The sequence below is a fragment of the Actinophytocola oryzae genome (genome assembly GCF_004364325.1).
Classification (GTDB): domain Bacteria; phylum Actinomycetota; class Actinomycetes; order Mycobacteriales; family Pseudonocardiaceae; genus Actinophytocola; species Actinophytocola oryzae.
In genome coordinates, this window is record NZ_SOCP01000015.1 from 172,533 (window position 1) to 195,214 (window position 22,682).

A 22,682-nucleotide genomic window follows, 5' to 3' on the forward strand; every position below is an offset into this window, starting at 1 on the left:
CGATTGTGGACTTCCCGGCGCCGCTTGGTCCATCCACGCTGACGAACACACCGCGCTGGTGATCAGAAAAGGGTCGGAGGTTCATCCTCGTCTCCTCCTGGTGGATCGCCGCGTAGTTCCTCGATCGACCGCGGTCTGTTGTCGGTTCGGGTGGCCAGTTGCACGAACAGGCGGGCGGTCACCAACACGTCGTAGGTGGCTCGGTGGGGCGAGAGGCCGTCCGGTAGACCTGCGGCCAGCCCGAACGCCTCGACTAGTGCGCCGAGCTTGTAGCTCGACTGGTTGGGGCGCAGGCGCTTGGCCAGCTTCAACGTGTCGAGCACATCCGGACACGTCCACTCGCCCAGGTGACGCTGCAGAACTCCGACGTCCACGTGCGCGTTGTGAGCAACCAGCACGTCGACGTCCAGCACCCGGCGGACCCCGTCCTCGACCTCCGCGAACGACGGCGCGTCAGCCACGTCCTGGTTGCTCAGGCCGTGGATGCGGCGGACGATAGGCGTTATCGGCCGCGCCGGCTTCACCAACCAGCTCGACGGCTCGCCCACAACGCCGCCGACGATCGGCACCGCGGCAACTTCCACCAGGTCGGGCGGCTGCTGGCCGTTGCCTTCCACGTCCACCACGGCGTAGCGCAGGCTTGTCCAGTCGGTCATGGTGTGGTGTCCTTCCAGCCGATGTCGGCCCGTCCATGCCGGTGCGCATGGTGCGGGTGACGAGCATCGTGGACCTGGAAGCGGAGCGCATGTTGGAGGTAGTAGCGAGGCTGTTCCGTGTCCAACCCGGAGACCACCGCGGCGCGCTCGGTGATGTCGACGACCTTCAGGCCCCGTGCCTCGGGCAGCGCGCGGGCGACCTCGTGGATCCGCTCGGCGGTCGGTGCCTGGTGGGCCCGTCGGCACAGGTTGAGCTGGTTGATCGGGCAGACGTCACACAGCTCCCGGATGCCGTAGTGGCCGTTGTAGTCCGGCAGACCATGCGCGTACGCCACGGCACAGGAGGTCTTGCGGAACAGCGAGGTCGATTCGATGAAGGCGGCCAGTACCCGCTGCTCCAGCGTCTCGGGCACGATCTTCCGACGTGCCGTGTCGCCGTAGGGTTCGGGCAGCCCGTTCGCCTTGTAGTAGGCCGCGATCTGGTCGCGGTAGAAGATGCCGGTGAACACCGTGGCGTCCGCGTGTCGGCTCAGCTCGTAGGCGGTCTTGAGGTGCTCGTCGGTGTCGTTCAAGCCGGGCACGAGGGGGCGCCAGTAGAGGATGGTCCGATACCGCCGTGGCCGGGCGCCGCCGGCGAGTTTCAGCGACTCGGCCGCGACAGAGGACGGGTAGGGCTCGATCCGCTTGTCGTCGATGCCCGAGTAGGTGAACAGCAGTGTCAGCCTGATGTTTCGGATCCGGTTGAGCCGCTGCAGCTCCTCGGCCTCCACCTGGTGGCGCGTAATGACGAGCACGTGGTTGGTGAACCCTCGGCTGTCGAGGTCCTCCAACACCGCGAAGGTGTGCCTTTTCACCGCAGGCAAGAACGGGTCAGTCGCCCGGTTGAACACCTGCACCGGGGTCACGTGCGGCTGGAAGTACCGGTGACTGACCAGCTCCTCGACAGCCTCGCCATCGCTCATCAGCGCCCGCGGCTGACGCTGGTCCCACAGACCGTAGGTGTGCCGTATGCAGTACGCACAGTCCAGCGGACAGCCCTGGATGTGGTTCAGGCTCAGCCCGGACTTGCGGTACTCGACGACCTCTCGGGCACGGTCTGGCAGCTGATCGACCTGCTCCTGAGTGAGCAGCGGGACAGCGGTACGCACCTAGCCTCCCGAAGCAGAGAGGGGACCTTGTGGTTGATCTGCTTCAGGACAGTAGGGAGACGGCCACGAGCACGCCAGAAATTTTCTCGGTTTTTCTAGAAGAAACTCGATCTCGCCATCTCGTAGAAATCAGACGACAGGATCCTCCGTCCCCGCTGCAAGATCCTCCATGACGCGGCTGATGATCGCCCTCGCCGCAGCGCCGTAGCTGGCGACGGCCGCGTGCTGCTCGAAGACACGGCTGTACAACTCGATCTCCTGCGGTTGGCGCAGGTTCAGCTCGGCCGAGTAGGTTTCAATACGCACGAGGTCGTTGTCCAGCAACCAGAAGCCATGGCGAGGGTCGGTGACATACTGCGTCTGGAAGCCGATGACGCCGAGCTTGACATTGCGCATCAGCGAGATCGCCATCAAGCGGTCCAGCTGGCCTAGCATGATGTCCGCCCCGACAAGCCGATAGCGGAGGACAGCCTCGGTAATGATCAAATGGAAGCGCTTGTCGGGCCGATACAACATCTCCTGGCGTTGCATTCGCTGTTTGACGGCTTCGTTGATGTCGTTGGGTATCTTGTGAACCATCACGACCTGAGCAAAGCGCGCGCGAGCGTACTCAGGAGTCTGCACCAATCCCGGAATCACCGTGTTCTCAAAACCGCGAAATAGCTGAGTCTTCTCATCCCGTTGAGAAAGCGACAGCTGATGCGACTTCATACCCGCCTTCAGCAGGCGCTGCCACTCAGCATGTTGTTGTTCGAGGTTGCTGAGTGTGGCGAGCAAGCCGGCAGCTTGATCCTCGGCGTTCGTCGCGGCAACCCAAGCCCGAATATCCTGCTCGGTGGGTGTCTGCTTGCCGTTCTCCAACTTGGATACCTTGGAGCCGACCCACGACAAGGACTCCGCGAGCTGTACGCCAGTGAGCCCGGCTCCCTGGCGCAGCTCACGGAGTCGCTTGCCGAGCGCCCTACGCGCTTCATCGAGACTGGACGTTCCGCTGTTCATACTTGGCGACAAACTCATCCGGGGTCATGGCGTGATGACGCACCGCATCACGCCAGTAGTTGTGTTCCACGATGACCGACGGTTCATCGACCACCTCTGCTTCGACGAAGCGGTCATCCTCATCGAAGTTCATCATGACCAGCTTGTGCGAATCGAACAACCAGAAGTCATGCCGAGGGCATTCGACCGCATCGACTTGGTCACGAGCGAGGTAGCGGATGTCGTCGCCTGCCTCACGGGTATAGCCCGCTACCCACATGGCGAAGCGGGTGTAATCGGTCAACGGAAAGCTGACAACCCGAACCCGAGAAAACAACCGACCTGCGGACGTTGCCTCCCGGACCATACTCAACCAGCCTTCGTGATACGACACGTCAGGCTTGCCGCTCAGGAATTTGCGGAACGACTCAGTTTCGCGCGGCGAGTTGTACCGATCACGCGTCTCCAGCCGGAACGCCGTGTGTTCGAAGGACCGGAAGAGTTCAACGAACTCGGGTCCGGGCTTGATGAGGGTCAGCGGCCGTCCTCCGTCTGCTGATAGCGGCGCACGTACATCTTGAGCACGTCTTCCGGGATCTCGATCAGTGTCTCGTGATCGGGTACCGGGCCGACGTCGGCCAGGACCTGGGGATCGGTCACCTTCCACCCCTGGGCAATGTAGGTCACGCGATCAGTGCGGTCGGTCGCGAACAGGGTAGGCGAGTCCCCCTCCGTCGACTCCGGGTCCTTGCCGAGAAAATCAGCACGCATGAGCCCTCCTTGCTGAAGTTTGCAGAAAACTGCTTGTTCATCGTGACGGAGGTGGCCGCAGAGGTCAACTGCACTGTCCGCTGGGCGTCTGACCTGCGAAGGGCTACCGTCCATCTTGGAGGAGGTGTGTTCGTGAGGCTCGAGGAAGAGATGCAGTACGCGCCGCTGCCTGGCCCGTGGCTCGACGTCGAGGCGGGCCGGCGGGTCGTGCTAAAGGCCGCCGACGTGATCCAACTTGACCTCGACGGCGCGAACCGGCTGCTGGCCGCCGAGGGCGGCGAGTTGCTGGAGCTGGAGCCCGACGACACGCTGGCGCTCGACAGCAACGGCGAGCACAGGTACCGCCTCGTCGAGCAGGACCGTTACCGACCGACGCTGGGCGTGTACCAGCGGGTCTAGGAACGACGGGAGGGCCCACGTCCAGCAGAACGCGGCGGCCCTCCCGTGTCTCAATGTTCCGGCATAACAGGGTCGACAAGATGCCGGCCAACCAGCCGGTACATCGCCAGAATGGGTAGATCCGAGGAGCCCGACAGAACGGCGCTTTCCAGCTCGGTCACCGCGATGTCGGGGCCCGCGATGCTTCTCTCCTCGGACCATTTTGCTCTGGGTGTGCTTGGCAGGAGTTGAGCCGGGATTCACAGTCCGATGTCGAGGTCCTGTCCCGCAGCCGGCGTGGTCTCCGGTGCTGGTTCCTCGCTCGGACTCGGTTCGTGGTCGGTCGCCGGGTTCGTTGGTCGGGCTATGCGGATCTTCAGCGCGTCGAGCCGGCTGCGCACCTGACTTGTTCGCGCGGCGAGCTGGTCGTCGACGAGCGGTTCGGGCACGGGGTGTTGGGCAAGGTAGTGGGCAACCCAGGCGCGGGCGCGGCCTTGTTCGCCGCGGTCGCACGGCGGGAGAAGGGCGGGGTTGCTGTCGGGGACCTGCCAGCGTTCGCGGTAGGCAGCGACGTGGCCAGCACGCCGGATCCACACCTCACGAGCAACGGGGTCGTGGGGCAGGTCACCGAGACCAGCGACCCACACCGGCGGGTTGTGGGCGGCGTGTTCACCGAGGTCGCGGACGCGGTCCGCGATGCGGTGCGCGCGGGCACGGAGCCAGCCGGCGAGTTCGCTCCGATCGGGGTCGAGGTCGGGCCGGTCAAGATCGGGGATGGGTGGGCTGGAGACCCACCCGGGCAGCAGGTCGGGCCGACCGACACCGTCCGGCGGGTAGGGCAGGTCGTCGGCGAGGCGGTAATGCAGGACCTTGGCGGCCGAGCGGGCGGGGTTGCGCGGGTCGGAGGCGAACTCGCGTTTCGCGGCGCGTTCGCGGAGCAGGTCAACGGGGTCGCGGCCGGCGTCGTTGATCTTGTGGAGAAGGGCGCGGAGCGCGGGCCAGGCGTCGTCCGTGATGACGTCGTCGGCGTCAACCTCACCCCGGGGGTGAGGGAATGCGTCGCCGATCCATTGCTCTGCCTGTTCGGCGGCGTGTGGGCCGCGATGGACGTCGAGGCCGTAGTCGTACTCGGGGACGAGTCTGGAGAGCAGTTCGAGGTCGGCGAGGGCTTGGCGGAGGGTTTCTGTCGCGGAGAGTTCGGCGCCTTCGCGGGCGAGGATGGCGGCCAGGGCTCGTATGGCTGGGGTGGCTTCGCGGTAGCGGTAGAACAGGTCGCCGGGCAGGATCGTGGGCTCGTCGGGGTGGAGCACGGTCTCGGTGTCGAGGTAGGCGTAGTTGCCGTGGACGCCGCGGGAGAGGGCGACGAGGGCGGCTTCGCGGGTGGCGGCGATGGTGAGGAAGGCGCGGGCGGTGTCGACGGTCATGCCCTGGCTGCGGTGGACGGTGGCCGCATAGCCGAGCTCGACCCACTCGGCCACGTACCAGGCGGGCAGGGTGCGGCGGCCACGGTGTTGGACGTGGCGGACGGTGAGACGTCCGTCGGTGTGGCGTTTCTCGACTTCCCACAGGTCACCGTTCTTGACGTAGTCCCGGCCGCCGAGCACGGTGAGCTGGCGGCGGTTCTTGCGAGTGACGACCCGGTCACCGACCCCGGCGTGCGTGCCGTCGTGCAGGTCGACGCCGCCGAGTTCGGCTACGCCGGTCGCGCGGCGTTCGGCCTGGGCGCGGGCGGACAGCTCGCGGGCGACGTCAGTCGAGTCGGACATCATGATCGACGTGCGCCCGGCAGCGACATCGGCTTTCCAGTCCGCGTAAAGCCGGTCCAGAGCGACCGCGCGAACACCGCCCACCAGGCGCCCGTTGTCGGCGTAGAACCGCAACGCCTGCTTGTCGCCGACCCGGAATTGCAGGACGGCGGCGGCTTCGGCGGGGTCGGCGAAGCGGCGGACGTCGGTCAACTCGACCCCACCGGTGTCGTGGTAGATCAACCGCAAGGCACCGCCAGCCTCGACGGCGGAGAGTTGGCGGTGGTCGCCGAGCAGCCGGACGACCGCTCCGTGCTCGGCGGCGATGGCACGGACGCCGTCCAGGGAGCGGGTGTCAGCCATGCCGGCTTCGTCGACCAGGAGCATGTCGCCGCGCTGGATGTCAAGGTCAACCCCGAGAGCGTGCGCCAGCAGCAGACTGTGGATGGTGTTGGCGCGCACGCCGAGCTCGTCACCGAGGACGCTCGCGGCGACGGCGGACGGCGCGAAACCCAGCACACGTCCGCCGGTGGACTGCCACGCCTCGCGGACCGCGCGCATCGCAGTGCTCTTGCCGGTGCCGGGTGGCCCGATACCGACGGCGAGGAACAGACCACTGGAGACGAAGTGCTCAACGAGCGCATGTTGGCCGGGGTTGAGGCGAACCTTCTTGCGGTTGGAAGTCTCGAACCGGCGGATCGCGAGGTCACGCGCGAACCGAGACACCACCGGCCCGGCTGCGGTCTGCGCGGCGTCGACCAGGCGTTGTTCGGCGGCGAGGATCTGCTCGCTGGTGTAGCGCTGGGAACCGTGCCGGATGAACACCGACTCCCCATCCGGCCGCTGCAGCAAGCTCGGAACAGGCTCGACCTCAACGTCGAGCAGCACGGAATCGCGGTCGAGCGCGAGGCGGGCGACTGTCTCGACCGCTGCCATCCGCTCCTCGGCGCCGGCGAAGTCGACCGGCCGCAGCTGGCGGTGGGCCTCGGCCCGGATGTGGAAGATGTTCCAGGTCGCCCGGTTGGCCGACACCACATCCACCACCGCGGCGGCGACGCGCTCGGGGTCGTACTCAAGAGACGCGGTCTGCCGGTGCAGGCACCCTGCGATGACGTCGGGGATGGAGGCCCCGGGGAGCAGCTCGTGGGCATGGTGGGTCCAGTCGGCGATCTGGTCAGCCAGCGTGCGCAGTGCGGACTTGGTCGGACGGGTGGCGAGCGTGGCCTGCTGCGCAAGCTGGATCTGCACCGTGCGCGGCGGGGTGTGGCCGTGGCGGCGGACGTAGTCACGGACCAACTCGTCGTAACCTGCCTCCACCTGCGTACGGCGGCGGCTGAACCCACGGATCCACTCCAGGGGCATGCCCGCGATTTCACGAACGGCCCGTTTGCCGGGCCCTTTTGGAACATCGACGAATTCCGCACCGAAGCGGTCGACGATTCCTTGCTCAACCGTCGAATTGTAGACCTCGCTCATGCTGACGGCAGCCGCGTGCAATTGTTTGCTGTCCAGGGTCCGCCATCGCCCGTCCTCCCCCATCACCCGGTTCGCCACAGTCACGTGAGTGTGCAAATCCGGGTCACCCGCTCGCGAGTCACGATGGACAAACGCGACGGCGACAAAGCCTTTGGACGGCACCTGAGCGATGCCACCGGCGCCCATTCTGGTGAACGCGGCGACCTGCTCGCCGTAGACGAGCGCGCGGCGCCAGGCGGCCTCGTGGATCTCCTCCACCGCGGCGCGGATCTCGTGACCACCCAGCGCCCACAGCAGCGACACGGACTTGACCGGCGAGAAGACCAGGTCGAACCCAGCCACGGCGTGCCGAGCGCGGCCCAACTCGTCGGCGATGTACTTCTTGATCGCCTCGGCGGTGATGGCCAGGCACGACCCGTGGCCGGAAAGGTGCGCCTGGGCGATGTCCTCTTTGAGCCGGCGACGCTCCACAACAGAGGGCCGACGGTGATGCTCGCGTTCGAACGCCGCGTACGCAGCGGCCGCATCCCTGACAAGCGGGATCTCGTTGTCGTACTGCGCGAACCGGCGCCCCAATCGCGCCTGCCCGCGAGCCTTCTCGAACGACATCCCCGCGGCGACCCGCTCGGCGATGAACGCGTTCGCGTCCGGCCGCAGACCCTCGCCGAACAAGGCGAGCATCTGTTCTTCCGAGACGATCCCGGACACGTCGAGATCGGCGATCCCGGACCCAACCCACTGGCCGGGCGGGTTGCCTTCAACGGTGTAGTACGCGACGAGCGGATCGTGCGCGGAGCGCTGCACGTCCCCACTGGCGACCTGACGCGTCAGGTACTGATAGCCATCCCCAGCGTGCAGCACGTGACACGTCATGGTCACCGTGCGGGCCCGTGGCCCCTTCCCCCCAGGACACCAAGTCTACGCGACGTCCGGAGTGGATTTGCTTCCGCACACTGCAAGTGCCAGAGGTGTGTGATCTTTTGATCTTGAGAGGGATAGGGGTAATGAATGATCTTGAAGTGAACCGGGGTTTGATCATTTAGGAGTACGTGGGGATAGAGGCTGGCGTGAAGTGCTGGGAGGGCGGGTGGCGGTGCGTGACCCCAAGGGGTCGGGGCCACGCACCGCCGGGGTCAGGCTGCGGCGGTCGCCATGGCAGCACGCATCCGGAGTTCTCCGCGACCCCGCTCGGAGTTCATGCGCGGGCCTGCGATCGTCCCTTTCGCGAGTTCCCGACAGTCGGCACACAGTCCGTCGCGCACTCGGGTTGTGCTGGTGCACGCACACACGGCCGTGGCGGTGTCGTCCTTGGGTGGTTCGGCGTTGACCAGGTCCGCGTTGGCCGCGCACCATGCCTTGATGAGTGCCTTGGCCTCGGGGCCGACGGCGTGCCACTCGCTGTTGAGCAGGGTTCGCGCGGTGGCGGGACGGTGGCGGGTTGCGATGTAGGTGCAGCGGGCGGCCACGGCGTCGGCGACGGTGAAGTTGGCGGGCAGGCTGGGGATGCCTTCGCGGCCCTTGTCGCGGCACTCGGAGCACAGTCCGTCGTCGGACAGGTCGCCTTCCCGGACTCGTGGGGCGTGGTCGGCGCGGGTGCGCTCGGTCCAGCACGTCACGCAGTCCAGTCCGCGCAGGGCGTAGAGGGCGGCGTTGTCGTAGTCGATCGCGTAGGCGTCGGGTCGTGGGCCGTATGCGGGCTGGTCGTCGACGCCTGCGCGGTGCTCGGCGTAGGCATCGGCGTTCTGGGCAGCTCGGCCACGGATGCGGCGGGCGCGGAGATCGCTACGGCTTGCCGGTGCGCTGCGGCGGGTCCGAACGGGGCTGCTGGGTCGCGTGCTGTCCGGGCGGACGGGAGCGGCCTCCGGGAGGTCCACCACGCGGGACTCCCATTCGTCGCGCGCGGGCGCGCACGCTGCGATGATCTTCAGGGCGACGGGGTGTGCCTGGTGCTCACCCCAGAGAGCGAGCAGCTTGGGACGGGCAACGGCGTTCGGATGCGACAGGATGTCGGCACACTCGGTGAGCAGGGCCAGGACGTGCGGCTCGACGTTGTCGAGCAACCGGGCCATGAGGCGCTTGGCGTCCCGGAGCTTGCCATTCCTGATCATCACGGCAACGTCGGTGATTGCGTCAGAAACACAAGGCGACTGAGTCATTTCGAGTAATATCCTTTAATCAACTTCGGTGACCCGCCGAGCTTGGTCGTTCTCGGCGTTTCCTTCAATCTCGATTCTATCGTCTCATATAGCGATTTGACAAGGTTTTCGAGCATCAATTGCTGTCTTTTTGGCGGAATAGATGGACACGGCACAAATTGGAAGAAATGGATATTTGCGCTTTGTTTGTTTACCCTCTTTTTCCTGCCGCCCCTTCGCGCTTTTCGGCACTGGTGGCGGGGTGGTCGGGTCAAGGGTCGAGCTTGCTCGATCGGCGAAGCCGACGCCGTCAGGCGCCCTTGAGGCGACCACCCCGCCATGAGACGCTCAAAAGCGAAGGGTGTTTGGTGACGCGCGGCTGCGACCCACTCAGGACGTCACGACACGAGCCCTGGCGCGTCCGCTGAAACTGACTGTCTGGATAGACTGATCGAGCCTGTCGTCCAGGGTGTCAATCAGCCCGGGTGACGCGGCAGGCATCGTGCCAGCGCAGCTTGGTCGGCCGGCCCTTCGGGATCGGTAAGCCTTCGGGCTTCTGCGCTGGCACACCCGTCATCCTCCCCTGGGGCTTACCGATCGTCGCGTAACCCGGCGTAAGACGATCCCACGACCTGCCGTCGAGCGGTTCTGAACACCCCGGCACGAGGACGTCGAAAGTCTTCGCGCGCGGTGTCCGCAGCGCCGGTCACGGTACGTTCGTACAGGGGAAATGCGTCAGCCGTGTCGCGTCATGCGGCCGCCATACTGCCTGTTGGCTGCGCCGTTCCGGTGAGGGTCGAGGTGACGGTGGTTGACCCGCTTGCCGCGCCCGTGCACTGAGCTGGCGACGGGCAGCTGACCGAGTCACCGGGCGCGATGTCGTGGCCGGGGTAGAAGGTGTGGCAGCCACAGGCCAGGAGGGCGAACGTGGCTGGACCTCCGTTCGGGATGGTGTGCTCATCGTGCAACATGAGGCCCTCTCGTGGGATCGGGATTGGTGAGGAGGTCGCCAGCTCGGGTGAGGGCGGTGGTCAGGTCCCAGCTCGAGTTGCTGCTGAGCGGAGGCCTGCGGTGACGTAGCCTTCACAACCGATGACGACCCAGCCGCCGCCGACCCGGTTGCTGACGACGCCGTGGCTGGCGAGGTCGTCCGCGGTCATGGCCGTGACGGCGGTGTCGCACTCCGGGCAGTAGTCGATGAGCAGTGCGCAGGTCCAGCAGCGACGTGGTCGGTAGCCGTCGATGCGGAGGTGGGCGTCGAGCTGGCCGAGGGCGTGGTCGACGTCGACGGGTGTGGGTAGGCCGACACGCGGGCCGTCACCCTCATCGCAGCAGCGACGGACGCAGCCGGGACACCAGCCGTGGTAGGTCAGACGTGCGGGCGCACCGCAATGCTGGCAGCGTCGGCGGAGAGGCCGGAGCCGGGGCGACACGTCAGCTCCTCCCCCGTGACGGTTGGGTGACGGCGGCCTTGTCCGGCGAATCGCTCAAGGCGAGATAGAACCAGGTCACGTCCTGGTTCCACTCGGTCGCGCAGAGCACGCAGTCCAGCAGGGTGCGGCGGAGCATGCCGGGAAGTCGGCGGGCGTGAGTGCGGGTGCCGTGGCAGACCTCGCAGTCCCTGCGCCAGAACCGGCAGGCTGGGGACACGTCGTAGTAGCGGCCGCTCAGACAGGCGGGGCAGCCACACAGGTCAGCCTTCGGGTCGCCCGCAGGTGGTGGGGTGCTCGGGAGTGGCTGGTGGTAGGGCGGTCTGGGGATGAGTGAGTCGTGCCGGGCATAGCCGAAATCGAACAGACCGGCGGGCTCGGCAGTCGATGGGAGGAGAGGGCGCAAGGTAGGACTCCTGGAACGGCCTGGGGCCGGGCACCTGACGAGGTGCCCGGCCCCAGGAGGAGCAGGCGGCGTCCGTGGGGCTGGACGGCACCTGCTCGGTCGAGTGGTCAGAGACTGGTCCGGCCGCGATCAGAACGGGGGCTTGTCACCGCCGCCGGCGGCCGCGCCGACCAGCTCACGCTCCGCCTCGGCGTTGCTCCAGGGGTCCTCGGTCGTGGACGGCGCCTCGGCGCGGGTCGGAGCGGAGCCACGGCCGGCCTTCGCGACCGTGGCGACGTGCCACCGCAGGTTCGGACCGATCGCGTCGACCTCCAGCTCGATCACGGAACGCTTCTGACCCTCGCGGGTCTCGAAGTTCCGCTGCTTGAGGCGTCCCTGGACGATGACGCCCATCCCCCGGCGAAGGCTCTCGGCGACGTTTTCGGCCATGTCTCGCCAGATGGTGCACCGCATGAACAGGGGGTCGCCGTCCTTCCAGCCGGCGCCCTGGACGAACTGGCGGGGTGTCTCGGCGACGGTGAGGTTGGCGACGGCGTGCCCGTTGCCGGTGAAGCGCAGTTCGGGGTCGGCGGTGAGGTTTCCGACGATGGTGACGACCGGCTCGTTAGCCATTGTTCTGTCTCCTTCTCAGTTCCACCCGCACCGGGTGCGGGATCGTGGTGCTGTCGATCTGCCGCATGCGTGATCAGGTCATGCCGGGGCCCGAAGGGGTGGCGGGGGTTCTGGGTCGGCCGGTCGGGGAAGATCGCCGGAGGCGACCGAGCGAAGCTCGGCTTGTCTTCTCCGGGCGGGTGGCCCAGGTTCATCGCCACGAACCCCGGCACGACCTGATTGCATCTGGGCAGATCGACAGGACCACGATCACGTGCCTGAACCTCTCCCCCGCCGCATGTTTGGACACGCTCCGCAGCCGTCCAATGGGTACGGGCGTCAGTGAATGAATTTCGGTGCACCATGTCGGCTGCGTGGGAATCAAGCCGATGAGCGGCGATGCACCGTGTCCTCGAGTCCGACGTCGTCGGGAAGGCGAAGGCGATTCACCGAACTGGCATGGCGGCACACGCGCGCAGGAAAGCGGACGCGGCAGCCAGCACGTTGCTGTCGAAGGCTGTGGCGAGGTCTTCCAAGGTGAGGTCCGTGTCCTCCAAGTCCTCGGGATAGATGAACCAGGCCACGTGCAGGTCGGTCTCAGTCCCATACCGTGTACCGGTCTCGACGCTTTCGATGACCCCGTGCGCGAGGCCGTGGATGCTGCCGATACCGATCTGCCACTCGTCGGCGTTCAGAGTCCAGCGGAAGCCAGACGCCTCGTGCTCCTCCTCGATGGCGTGACCGACAGCAGCCGGAACTCGCCTCCAGTCGTCCGCATCCGCGACGACGGCGACAGCACCACTGATGAGTCCTTCGGCGTAGAGCTGGGCGGTCTGCAACGGCGCGGCCCACCAGGTGTTCAGTTGGCGGGCAATGACAAGCTCAACGGGTGTGAGCGATGAGGACACAGTTCCTCGCAGACGTAGATGGATGCCTGGGGTACAACACAGTGGGCGGATGCCAGCGAATGCCGGTCGGCCGTGACGCGTCACATCGCTAGGGGTAGCGGTGTGGCGCCTCCGCCGCGCACTACTTCACGGCTCCTGGCCGCGCGCCATTCGCGGTCGAACCCTGCGTGCTCTTTCGCGTCGATGACACCCGGCATCAAGGCGTACTCGTGGGTGGTGATCGGCCACTCCCGGGGTCGGTTCGGTAGAACCCGGACATCCACTCGAGGGACCTGGTCCGCCTCGGTCCACACCAGCGTGTCGTGCACGTGAGCTAGCTGAGTGAGCGCCGCAAGGCCGTCTTCACGGGTATCGGTAACGACGTGGGGGCGGATGGACCGCCAGGTGTCACCTTTCCTGGTCGGGTCTTTGACGGTCCGTCCGTCGCGGCCCCGCTGGCTTTTCCCCGTGGTCGGGTCTTTGATCGACGCGGGCCGATACACCCGTCGGGTCTCTACCACCGTCCATGTTGTCGCCTCAGCGAGTTGTGCGTCCGCCAGTTCGATGACGGCGTCGATTCCGCGGGAACGTACGAACTCGGCTGCCGACAACGATCCGAACAGCCGCATGCGACGGTTGATCGACAACGCCCGCCGCTCGACGTGGAGCGCGTACACACCGGCCTCGGGCTCGGCGTGCCATCGAGCCGCAAGAGCACTCCGGCCGGCTCGTGGAGCCTGGAAACAGCAGATTACGCAGCAGGATCGTGGGTAGACGAATCCCTTCAAAACCCTCTTCAGGTAACCCGCGCACCACGTCCGGTCACGACGCTTCTCGATCAAGGGGTACCACGGGTGGCGCGCGTTGGTGGTGTACGAGCTGTCCCGCTTGGCACGCCACTTCTCCTCGGCCGCGAAGGCGATCACATGCCGGAAGTCCGACGCCACACGTCCGGCGGTGATCTCATCCGCGATCGCGGAGTCCAGCACCTCGCCTTTTGCTCGGTAGCTACAGAGACGACGGCCCGAGACGATCTGCGGGACGGTCAGCGCTTGTTCCATCTCCTCGCCGAGATGCCACGCGCCACGCGGGACCAGCTCGCTAGGGCTGACGCTATCGGCAAGGACGTCATAGCCGTTGTGGGTGGCCTGTCCGCCGCGCGCGACCTGCAGGAAGCGAATGCCGTTCACACGAAGCATCGGCACCAGGTAGGTGTTGGCCGCCTCGATGGTGGATCGGTACTCGTCGCCGGTGACCGCCATTATCTCCAGTTCCACGCAGGTCTGGCCTCCCGGCCAGGGCATCTACGTCGTGTACATGTCCTCGACATCGTCAAGCCAGTCAAGGCTTGCCGTCCAAACGGGCTTCGGCTGTAGTCAGATGTTGGACGTGTAGCCCGACTCGGTTCTGATCGCCTTGCTGAATCGGTTCGGATCCGCGTCGCGTGATCTGGCTTCACCGACAAGCGTCAGGCTGCGCCGCATCGACTTCTGAGGAGGGAGTGTCCTTGGTCACTGCCGTGGTAGTCGAGCGAGCGCTTGTTGGACGGCGCTGGCCAGATTGGGGACATCGAAGCCAAGTTGTCGTAGCCGTCGGGCAGCGGCGGTGACCGAAGTTCTTGTCCTGCGTGCGGCCATGATCAACTTGTGCAGCGGTACGGGTTCGCGGACGTCGAGCCAGTCGTCTCGGGAGTGATCGTGTACGAGTTGCCTGTCCTCGGGAGTGAGCTGCGTTGGGAGATCGGGGGGCTCTGTGACGTCGAAATTCCACCTGCGCAACTGTTGGGCAATATCGGTCGGACGACGGTCGGCTTCCAGAGACGGGCGGATTAGGTGGGCGGTAGGCACGGTTTTCGTGACGTCCAACCATGGTCGCTGCTCGTCGTGATCGCGGCTGAGAAGCTTAAGGTCCGCTGCGGTGAGTTGCTCGGCGATCCTGATCACGTCGTCGGCCACCTCGAAGCCGTAGCAGGTCAGGCGTTCCGCGACGTCGCGTACACGGTAGCCCGGCATGCGCATGGCGATCAGGAATAGGGATGTGGCCTGCACCGGCTTGGTGACCTCGAAGATGTCGTCCATGCCGGTTCGGTCTTCGCGCTCGATCTCCTGGTCAATGTCGCTCAGGTGTTCCGGGATTCGATCAAGACCGCGGACAGTGAAGCCGAGGGCTGTTAGTCGTTCAGCCACTTTACGTGGACCGCCGAAGGCTGGCGGGGCGGCGATTAGGTGGTCCGGCGGAACGGGCTTGTCGTAGTCGAGCCAGGGGCCGTTCCCGTCGAACTGGGCGCTGATGAGTCGTAGGTCGTTCGCGTCGAGCTGCGGGGGGAGGTCTGCGGGAACGGCGACGTGAAAGCCGAGCCGGTCAAGTTGGTCGACAGCCTCGGCAATGTTGTAGTCGAGTTCTAGGGATGCTTTGACTAGATGGGCGAAGGCCACGGGGTGGCGGTGCTGGATCCAGGGGGCTTCGCCGTCCAGATTGTGGCTGAGCAGCTTGATCTGGTCGCTGTTCAAATGGGCGAGGTAGGACAGGCGGTCGGCGGAGGGGACGGTGAAGCCGTAGCGGCTTAGCCGGTCGGCCGATTCGGCGACGCTGAGTCGTAGGCGGCGCCGGGCCTCCAGGAAATGCGTGACCGGTACTGGTTCATCCGTGGTCAACCAAGGCCGCTGGCCCTCCAGGCCGTGGCTCAGCAGAGCGAGCTCGGTGCTGTCGAGGTGGGGATCGGTGGAGAACTGGTCGGGGAGCACATCGCGCATGCCGAGCACGACAGCACGTTCAGCGGTTTTGCGGGGGCTCGTACCGGTTGCGGCGGCCGTCCATAGGAGGTGACCGGGTGGTGGCGGAGGATCAAACGCCCGCTCGTCGCCACGTGACCAGTTCCCGTCGTCGGCAAGAAGGACGGCGTCAGACGGCAGCGCCGGAAGAACGTCAATACCGGGTGCGATTTCCGGCGCTATGTCGGTCAGTTGGTCGAGGGCCTCAGCGGGGTGGTGAGCGAGCCACCGCCACAACGCGATGTGGTCGGGACAACGGTCGGTATTCAGGTTTGGGAGAGGTGCGTCGTAGGTGAGCCGGTGCGTTCGGCGTCCGCGGTGCTTCCAGTCATGGAAGTCATCGCGGTCGGGTGTGAAGAGATCGATGTCTGGTGGGAAACAGCCTGTCACGGCAGTGTTGGATGGTTTGTCGTTGCCGAGTGATAGCAAGGTTCCGCTGGTGGCGGCGGTTTTGGTGACGAGGTCGGCTACCCATGGGCTGGACTGCGCGACGTCATGGATCCACTCGGTTCGAAGAAACGCGGGTGCGTCTTCGACCAGTTTGTGTATCGCGCCCGTCAGTAACCTCTTGATGCGGTGCGATACGTCGTCGAGCACGAGTGATCGATCGATTGACAATTCTGGCTGTGGATTTCCGGTGAGGTTCACGACCGCGCCGCGTAGGTCGTCCTCTTGGCCGGGGCGGCTGAGCCCGCCGTGATGGTTCGCGGCGCGGACGTAGATGCCGTCGATCAGCAACGCGCCACCGTGTTCACACCAGATCACCTGGCCGTCGTCTTGCTTGGAGCATGTGATGCTGTGGCCGAACGCATCGATGCCGTCTTGGTCGAAGGCGGGACGTGCACGGGCGTGCAGGACGTCCGGTTCCCATACGTCGTGTTGGTCGTCTTGTTGGTCGTCGTGTGTCGCGGTGGTCCGGTACTGGGCGATGCCGAGGACCTTGCGTAACAGGTCCACGCAGGACGGAGCACGGTCGCCGTCTTGGAGGTACAGCCGGACTCGGGTGCCTGGTTCGCTCTGTGTCGAGGGGTTCTCCTGGATCCGGAACAGATGGCCGGGCCCCACGATGGTGACTGTTTGGACGACCCCTTGGAGCCGGTCGTTGTACGCCATGCGGCAGGTCTCGACTTCGATCTCGTCGGCCAGCATGAAGTAGCTGATCACGCCAATTCCGAAGCGACTGTTGGGCACGAACTCCACGCCATACTTGTGGAACTGTATCTCGTCATGGAGGAACTCGGGGCTGTCGATGTAGCGGACACCCACGTGGGAGAACGCGCCTCGCAGGTCAGCCGCGTCCATGCCAACACCGGTGTCCCGGCATTCGAGGTAGTGTCGGCCTGTCGCGTCATCGATGCCCTGTATGAAGTCGATTTGGCCTTTCCAGCCGAGGTTGGTGCCGCGGCACCGCTGGCGGGCCTCCCGCAGGCGGCAGGCGTCCAGCGCATTCTGGTACAGCTCCCTGATCGCCAGCGCCGGGTCACGGTAGAGGTTTCTGTCCATCAGAAGCTCGCGCACCCGTTGCTCGTCGAGCCGAAACCTGTCGACCGGTGTCATGAAGCGAGGGTGATTGAGGCTGTCCCGGGCGGCGACGACCTTGTCCGCCGATGCGCCGACAGCAGGGAGCTTCCGCAACGGTTCCAATGACACGTCATTGGTGGCCACGGCACTGATTGATCGCACCACCGCGTCCACATGGGCGGCGTGTTCCTGCAGCGCGACCAGCACAGCCTCATGGTGGCATTCGGCTTTTAACGTCATACCTGGCCACGACGACATCCGTACCGTGTTTCTCAGATCGTCGAGATCGACTGGGTGGGGGATGCCCAGGTGCTCCGCTACAACGGCAGGCAGTGCGGTAAGCGGGATCGCCAGCACGTAGGCCAGCTTGACCAGCAGAGCGACCAACCGCTCGCGCACGCGTCGCGATGGAGCGGACACGTCGCAATCGCCTGGTCCCGCGTCCAGTCCGAGCTGGTCCAGGCTGCGTAGCTGCTCAGGGCTCACTCGCACGACACGCAGGAGCGGATCCAGCAGTTCGACCAGCAGTCGACGAGTCGAGTCGGTTCCGATGGCCGGATCGTCGAGAAGCGCTCGGAAGACCGGCTCCGTCGACCTACGAGAGCCGAGCCAGTAGTGGTAGAGCCACCAGCCGATCTCTCCGGACGCCTGAGCCCCATTGAACGTCGCTTGCCCATTGGCTCGACGTACCAACCGCCGACACGGTTCCCGGCGAAGAAATGCCATGTAGTCGACGCGATTTGGGTCCTCGCCCGGACGTGGCTCCGTAACGAGATCGGCAGGTCGGGCACCAATCATCCGCGCCGCTCGAAGCGTGGCATCGGCCTGACAGGCAAACGGTGCGAGAACCAGTAACGCCGCCTCCGCTGCTGACAGGTCCAGGTCTTTGAGGCTCGTGACCAGGTCAGCCATTCGTTCTGACATCCTGCTGGCGAAGTCGAGATCATGCCACCGATCGTCGGCCAGAATGGGCTCAGCCTCCCCCTGGAGCTCGACCAGGCGACGTGCCACCGCCACCGCGTGATCGCCCATCGAAGGGACACCGTCGGTGCGCACGGCACGCCAGACCTCGTGCTCGATCAGCCGTGTCCATACATCCTCACCGGAACTCGCGGCGGTGCGGCCCAGAGCTGCGTCGTAGCGGTTGATCCAATAGTCGACGTTGTTCTGCTCGTCCTTCAGCCGCGACATCTTGGGATGAGCGCGCGCGTAATCCAGGCACAGCACAACGAGCGTGGTGAGCGTGGCAGGCCGGGCCCTCGTCTTGCCCGTGAGCAGGCTAGTGATCGTGCCGCGCCCTATCGGAGACACGTTCGAATTCGCGCATCGCGCCAGCAAGTCGTCGTATTTCGGGGAGCCAGCCAGCTTCCTCAGTTCTGCCAGTACCGCGGCCGCACGCTGCTGAGCTGTCGTCCCCACTCGTTCAGTTTCGCCCACTTTCCCACCCTCGCACCCAACTGAACGGCACCGGCCCGACCGTGGACACGAACGCCACGACGGACAGGAGCCCAGGTCATGATTCACAATCTCGTGGACGCACTGCCAGCCATCACCATCGGTCTGCGCGCGGCCACCGCAGTCCTCACGTTCACCGTCGCTCTGCATCGTGCTCTTCGTTACTGGAGGCGGTTGCGGGATCGGTGATCGAGAGGGTACCGGTCAGATCAGAACGGCGGTCCGTGATGACTGCGCATCGACATGACCATGGTGTTCTTGCCAGCACATCACACTCAGGGCAGCAACGGCGGCTTCACTGTAGCTGGCAGTAGCTACGCCGGTCCTCACAGGGGCCGCTGTACCTTCGCTTCGGTAGGTGGGAGTGCAACTCGGAGGCGGCGTAGTTCAGCGTAGGTGTGTTCGAGTTGTTGACGTTGTTGGTTGTTCTGCTCGGTGAGGGCCTCGATTCGCCGTTGGAGCCGTTCGTTTCGCGCCTGAGCTGCAGCGAGACGGACGCGCAGGGAGCGTTCACTGGCTGGGGTTGCTCGTGGTGTCGGTGCTTGTCCGGCGAGTTGACGTAGGCCCGCGATGAGGTCGGGTTGGGTGTAGAGCCACGACCGGGAGACGCCGGCGTCCATGGCCAGCGTGACGACGCTTGCTGGCTGGCCGGAGCTGCGCAGTGCCAGTAGAGCGCCTTCTGCTCGACGGCGAGCCTCTGCACTCCGCCGTGCAGCAGCGGCGACGAGGTGGTGGGAGTTGTCAGCTGGCGTCATCGAGTTGAGCCACCTTTCCGCCGAACACGACCTCGCCATCGTCGCACCGTTCACACGTCTCGATGATCTTGTCGAGGTTGTCCAGGATCCTGGTGTTCTTCTCGGCGATGCGGTCGTGCCCGGCTGCTCGCGCGGATTCGATGATCGTGAGTGTCCGGCCGCGCTGCTCGCGGTGTTGAGGCAGGAAGTCCGGGGTGGTGAGGAACATGGGGCAGGTCAAGCAAGGGTTGGCGTGTTCGCAGTCGCGGACCAGCGGGAGCCCGCAGTAGCCGTTGGGCAGGGTCTGTTTGGCGCGGCCGAGGCTGACGCGGGTCCAGGCCGCGTTGCTGAGAGGGTCGCCCTCAGCAAGCTGGATGATCTCACCTTGCGCGTTGACGGTGACTGCGCGCTCCCAGTGCTCCCGGACGGTCTTGGCATGCAGTCGGGCATAGACGGCGGTCATGGCCGGGGACATGTGGTCGAGCAGCTCTTGGACGACGTGTTGTGGGACGTTGGCGTTGATCAGCCGTGTGCCGAGGGTGTGCCGGAACTGGTGTGGCGTCACGTGGACCCGGTGGCCATGCTCGTCGACCAGTTCGATGTCGGCCAGCCAGGCGGTGAGGTGGTGAACCCAGGTCTTCCGGGGAAGCGGCTTGTCACCGCGGGGGTTGTCGGTTTCGGCAAGAAACAGCAGCGAGCACCCACCGGGGAACCGGGTGCGGACGCGGTCCTGCTGTTCCCTGATCAGGCTGACGAGCTTGTCGGTGATCGGGAAGAACGCCGCGCGTTGCCCGACCTTGTGGTTGATCCAGGCGAGATACGGCGCGCTCGAGTTGTCCCGGACCACGCAGTCAAACGGCAGCCAGGCCGCGTCCTTGGACCGCAGCCCGCAGGCCATCACGATGCGCAACAGCAACTCGCCATGCCGGTTGGGAAACTTCGCGAGGTTTATCTCGTCCTCGCACTGGCGCATGACCACCTCGCTGAGGAACCGCGGCTTGGATGGCAGGGCTTTCGGCCCATCCCCCGGGATCACGACCGCCGTACGGGGCAGCCGCTGCTCCCAGCCGAGGGTGTGGACGGTGTCGAGGAAGACACTGATGCCGCTGATCTTGTGCTTGCGGGTGGCGACGTGGACGCCCTCAGCCTGCATCCACGCGAGCCATGCCTCCACGGTGTGGCGGGTGAGCTGCTCAGGCTTCCGGCATCCGTTGGGTTGGCGGGCGGCGAACTGGGCGAACTCGCCGAGGTAGCGCACGTTGCCGGCGATCGTGCCGGAACCCGAGTTCTTGCTGATCATGCGTCGGGCCCAGCGTTTGGCCAGGTCGCGGATCCACTGCTGGGGGATCTCGGTGAACCGCAGGTAGCGGGCGGTGTTCTCCGGGACGCGGGCGAACCGGCGCAGGTCCCAGACGTCGCGGTCGTACTCGCGTTCCCATACACCGCCGGCGAGCAGCACCTCCAGGTGGTAGCGGGTGTCGATCACGAAGGTCAGCGCGGTATTGGTCGGCCGTGCGCCTGACGGGCCGCGGGCCTGGGTGCGCCAGGCGTCGTTGTCCAGGTCCAGCAGGCTGGTCACTCCGGTTTCGCGGATCCAGGTCAGCGCGAAGGCCAGTGATTTCAGGCAGGTCTTGCGATCGCCGGCCTCCGCGCGGCGTTGCAGACCAAGCCCGAGCTCCAACCGGATCTGCGGACACAGGTCCCGCATGTCCAGCATCGGCATGCCCCGACTACTGGAGTATCGGCTGAACACCTCGAGGTCTGCGGGCTGGCCCGCCTTCTTCCAGCGCGCGTAGTGGCCCGCGCAGAAGCCCGCCGTCACGTCGGCCCAGCGTTCGCAGCCAGTGAACCGGCAGTCGCGCTCACCGTGACAGGGAGGGACATAAGCGGTGTCAGCGGCCCACTCGGCTGGGTCCGGGCAGCCGTCACCTCGCCAGTGGTGGCGGTGACGAGGGCACAGTCCGATGCGGCCACCGGCTCGGTTGCAACCGGCGACCAGGCAGGCCGGAAAGCTGACATTGCCGTAGTTCACCCTCGTCTGGGTGGCCGCCCACTCGTCCAGAGGAGGTTCGCCGGCATCGCGCCAGGCTTTGCGGTGGCCGTTGCACAGCCCTGGTTTGGCGTGGTTGAGGGGTCGGTTGCAGGGCGGCACCCGGCAGCGTCCGAAGGTGAACACCGGGTCATCGGCCTCAGGGATGAACACCTCGGCCCGGAACGCGGGCTCCACGGCCTCCATCAGCCGCGCCAACAGGCCAGGATGCGTCGCCGGAGCGGTTGTGCCGGTCATGCGGTTGGGTCTCCGTCCAGGACACCGTGCTCGGCCAGGACCCGGCGGTAGTCGGCGAGGTCGAGGTGGGCGTAGGTGGACTTGGTGGTCTGGGGTGAGGCGTGTCCGAGCAGCTCCGCGACGACCTCGATCGGGACGCCGGAGCGCAGCAGCCGGGTGGCGTAGGAGTGCCGCAGCGCGTGCCAGGTCGAATCGGCAATGCCAGTGGCTCGGCGCAGCCGATCCCCGAGATCCTCGACCGCGCTGTAGGTCATCGCCGCGCCGCGCTGGCCGCGCCAGAGGTTGACGAACACGTAGTCGCTGTCCAGGTCGCCGTACTCGGCGTCGAGGTAGTCGGCGTAGCGGTTGAACAGGTAGTCCCGCACCGGCACTGCGCGGTCCTTCATCCCTTTCACCCGCGCTTGGTTCGGGTTGTCCTCACGCGCGACCACGTGCACCGCGCATACCGCGGGATCCAGGTCGGCATGCCGCAACCCCAACGCCTCACTGATCCGCAAACCCGACTCATAGAGCAGGGTGACCAGGAACCGGTCCCGCAACCGCCGGCACGCATCCTGCAACAGCGACACCTCATCGTCAGTCAGCGCGCGGGGCCGCTTGCTACTCGTGGTGATCCGCAGCGGGCTCCGCTCCACCGGACCGCTCATCGCGTGCGCCAACATCGGTACATAGTCACCCGTCGCCCGCCGGGTCCCCGGCGTCATCCCACCCAGTACCGGCCGAGCGGAGCCCCGCACCGCATGGAACCGGTAGAACTCAGCCACCGCCGCCCGCTTGCGCACCAACGTGGAACCCGCCAACGCCGACGGACTGCCAGGCAACACAAACACACCCGGCCGCCGCAGCCCGGACGGCCGACGCAACCAGTCCACGAACGCCGCCAGATCCTCCAACTCGACATCGGCGAAGTCCAGGCCACGCTGGCCCAACCACTCGAACAAGTCCCTCAGGTCATGGGCATACGCCTTGACCGTCGCAGGCGACTTACCCTTCGCCACCAGGTGCACCAAGAACGCCTCGATCGGAGGCACCGGCAACGAATCCCCGCCGATCACCGTGTACGACACCGACGTCTCCCCGGCCAACCTCTGCACTCGCACGTGACACCGTCCTCGTCATAGACACCTCATCCTGATATGTCCACGACGGACTGTCCACTCAGGATCATGACACAAGGACTACACCACAGACACAGTGGTTCGAGCTGAAGATAATCGCGGTGATCACCAGCAACTCGTCCAGGTCGAAGTCACGTGAGTGGGGGTTGTGGCACCACAGGTGCAGGAGAGCCATCGAGTCGACCCCGGCTCCTC

16 protein-coding genes are annotated in these 22,682 nt (G+C 65.8%); 1 reads left to right on the top strand and 15 read right to left on the bottom strand.

Annotated features, from left to right (window positions below; translation table 11 throughout):
• Positions 1 to 62: 62 nt before the first annotated feature.
• From CLV71_RS33605 to CLV71_RS33625, 5 genes are all read right to left on the bottom strand, one after another.
• Complete coding sequence (locus CLV71_RS33605) at positions 63 to 656, bottom strand: 3'-5' exonuclease (protein WP_133906913.1); 594 nt, start codon at positions 654 to 656, stop codon at positions 63 to 65.
• Complete coding sequence (locus CLV71_RS33610) at positions 653 to 1,804, bottom strand: radical SAM family protein (RefSeq protein ID WP_133906914.1); 1,152 nt, start codon at positions 1,802 to 1,804, stop codon at positions 653 to 655. Before CLV71_RS33610 ends, CLV71_RS33605 begins: the two co-directional genes overlap by 4 nt.
• A 129-nt stretch (positions 1,805 to 1,933) precedes the next feature.
• A complete protein-coding gene (locus CLV71_RS33615; RefSeq protein ID WP_341771691.1) occupies positions 1,934 to 2,821 on the bottom strand; it encodes a helix-turn-helix domain-containing protein in 888 nt (295 codons plus the stop codon).
• A complete protein-coding gene (locus tag CLV71_RS50490) occupies positions 2,775 to 3,320 on the bottom strand; it encodes a DUF6879 family protein (RefSeq protein WP_133906976.1) in 546 nt (181 codons plus the stop codon). The genes CLV71_RS33615 and CLV71_RS50490 overlap by 47 nt, the downstream gene beginning before the upstream one ends.
• Positions 3,317 to 3,553, bottom strand: a complete 237-nt coding sequence (locus tag CLV71_RS33625) for a hypothetical protein (RefSeq protein ID WP_133906977.1) — start codon at positions 3,551 to 3,553, stop codon at positions 3,317 to 3,319. Before CLV71_RS33625 ends, CLV71_RS50490 begins: the two co-directional genes overlap by 4 nt.
• Before the next feature lie 132 nt (positions 3,554 to 3,685).
• Between CLV71_RS33625 and CLV71_RS33630 the strand changes: the two genes are divergently transcribed.
• Positions 3,686 to 3,952 carry a hypothetical protein gene (locus CLV71_RS33630; protein ID WP_133906916.1) on the top strand — a complete coding sequence of 89 codons (267 nt, stop codon included), beginning with the start codon at positions 3,686 to 3,688 and terminating at the stop codon, positions 3,950 to 3,952.
• Between the two features lie 239 nt (positions 3,953 to 4,191).
• On the opposite strand, the gene mobF is transcribed toward CLV71_RS33630, so the two are convergent.
• The 10 genes from mobF to CLV71_RS33680 form a co-directional block, all read right to left on the bottom strand.
• A complete protein-coding gene (gene mobF / locus CLV71_RS33635) occupies positions 4,192 to 8,013 on the bottom strand; it encodes a MobF family relaxase (RefSeq protein ID WP_166664367.1) in 3,822 nt (1,273 codons plus the stop codon).
• A 272-nt stretch (positions 8,014 to 8,285) separates the two neighbouring features.
• Positions 8,286 to 9,260, bottom strand: a complete 975-nt coding sequence (locus tag CLV71_RS33640; RefSeq protein ID WP_133906918.1) for a hypothetical protein — start codon at positions 9,258 to 9,260, stop codon at positions 8,286 to 8,288.
• A gap of 1,461 nt (positions 9,261 to 10,721) precedes the next feature.
• Positions 10,722 to 11,123, bottom strand: a complete 402-nt coding sequence (locus CLV71_RS33645; protein WP_133906919.1) for a hypothetical protein — start codon at positions 11,121 to 11,123, stop codon at positions 10,722 to 10,724.
• 129 nt (positions 11,124 to 11,252) lie between these two features.
• Complete coding sequence (locus CLV71_RS33650) at positions 11,253 to 11,735, bottom strand: single-stranded DNA-binding protein (protein WP_133906920.1); 483 nt, start codon at positions 11,733 to 11,735, stop codon at positions 11,253 to 11,255.
• Between the two features lie 425 nt (positions 11,736 to 12,160).
• Positions 12,161 to 12,622: a hypothetical protein gene (locus CLV71_RS33655; protein WP_133906921.1), complete on the bottom strand. Its 462-nt coding sequence runs from the start codon at positions 12,620 to 12,622 to the stop codon at positions 12,161 to 12,163.
• 80 nt (positions 12,623 to 12,702) lie between these two features.
• Entirely contained in the window at positions 12,703 to 13,878 is a 1,176-nt protein-coding gene (locus CLV71_RS33660) for a hypothetical protein (RefSeq protein WP_133906922.1), read from the bottom strand.
• Positions 13,879 to 14,112: 234 nt separating this feature from the next.
• Positions 14,113 to 18,330, bottom strand: coding sequence for a wHTH domain-containing protein (locus CLV71_RS33665; RefSeq protein WP_133906923.1), 4,218 nt, complete (start codon positions 18,328 to 18,330; stop codon positions 14,113 to 14,115).
• A 344-nt stretch (positions 18,331 to 18,674) separates the two neighbouring features.
• The gene (locus CLV71_RS50755) at positions 18,675 to 19,142 is read right to left on the bottom strand and encodes a DUF6262 family protein (protein WP_424923930.1); all 468 of its coding nucleotides are present in this window, start codon (positions 19,140 to 19,142) and stop codon (positions 18,675 to 18,677) included.
• Positions 19,090 to 21,369, bottom strand: coding sequence for a tyrosine-type recombinase/integrase (locus tag CLV71_RS33675; RefSeq protein ID WP_133906925.1), 2,280 nt, complete (start codon positions 21,367 to 21,369; stop codon positions 19,090 to 19,092). The genes CLV71_RS50755 and CLV71_RS33675 overlap by 53 nt, the downstream gene beginning before the upstream one ends.
• A complete protein-coding gene (locus tag CLV71_RS33680; protein ID WP_208297874.1) occupies positions 21,366 to 22,436 on the bottom strand; it encodes a tyrosine-type recombinase/integrase in 1,071 nt (356 codons plus the stop codon). Before CLV71_RS33680 ends, CLV71_RS33675 begins: the two co-directional genes overlap by 4 nt.
• Between the last annotated feature and the right edge of the window lie 246 nt (positions 22,437 to 22,682).

Bases quoted from the DNA above. Each gene is read 5' to 3' on its own strand.
- CLV71_RS33605 (WP_133906913.1), bottom strand. From the start codon at position 656: ATGACCGACTGGACAAGCCTGCGCTACGCCGTGGTGGACGTGGAAGGC.
- CLV71_RS33615 (WP_341771691.1), bottom strand. From the start codon at position 2,821: ATGAGTTTGTCGCCAAGTATGAACAGCGGAACGTCCAGTCTCGATGAA.
- CLV71_RS33625 (WP_133906977.1), bottom strand. From the start codon at position 3,553: ATGCGTGCTGATTTTCTCGGCAAGGACCCGGAGTCGACGGAGGGGGAC.
- CLV71_RS33640 (WP_133906918.1), bottom strand. From the start codon at position 9,260: ATGATCAGGAATGGCAAGCTCCGGGACGCCAAGCGCCTCATGGCCCGG.
- CLV71_RS33650 (WP_133906920.1), bottom strand. From the start codon at position 11,735: ATGGCTAACGAGCCGGTCGTCACCATCGTCGGAAACCTCACCGCCGAC.
- CLV71_RS50755 (WP_424923930.1), bottom strand. From the start codon at position 19,142: ATGGCGAGGTCGTGTTCGGCGGAAAGGTGGCTCAACTCGATGACGCCA.
- CLV71_RS33675 (WP_133906925.1), bottom strand. From the start codon at position 21,369: ATGACCGGCACAACCGCTCCGGCGACGCATCCTGGCCTGTTGGCGCGG.